This is a genomic window from Chitinophaga sp. 22620, from assembly GCF_052044405.1.
In the GTDB taxonomy this organism is placed as follows: domain Bacteria; phylum Bacteroidota; class Bacteroidia; order Chitinophagales; family Chitinophagaceae; genus Chitinophaga.
Window position 1 is genome coordinate 1 of the sequence record NZ_JBQEMV010000016.1, and the last position, 518, is coordinate 518.

At 58.1% G+C, this 518-nt stretch carries 1 protein-coding gene; it reads left to right on the forward strand.

Going from position 1 to position 518, the window contains the following annotated elements; translation table 11 throughout:
* A partial coding sequence (locus ACTJIK_RS25760) for an HYR-like domain-containing protein (protein WP_440650478.1) occupies nucleotides 1-518 on the forward strand: 518 nt, incomplete at both ends.

Consider the following 518-nt stretch of genomic DNA (forward strand, 5'->3'; position numbering starts at 1 on the left):
CAGCTCCGCCGTGTGTGGATCGCTGCTGACGTGTGCGGCAACCGTGACTCGGTGATACAGATCATCACCGTTCGTGATACCCGTCCGCCGGTGTTCACAACGCCAGCTCCGGCCAATGCAACAGTGGAATGCAACGCCATCCCTGTAATGCCCAACCTGGCTGCCACCGATAATTGTAATGGCCTGGTGACCATCACCAAACGCCAGGATACGGTACGCGCTGCTGGTGCGTGTCTGAATAACTATCAGCTCCGCCGTGTGTGGATCGCTGCCGATGTGTGCGGTAACCGTGATTCAGTGATTCAGGTGATCACCGTTCGCGATACCCGTCCGCCGGTGTTTACGACGCCTGCTCCGGCCAACGTAACCGTGGAATGTAGCGCCATACCGGTAATGCCTAATCTCACAGCCAATGACGCCTGTATGGGTGCTGTGACGATTGCCAGAAGTCAGGATACCATTCGCACTGCCGGCGCCTGCCTGAATAGCTACCAGCTCCGCCGTGTGTGGATCGCTGC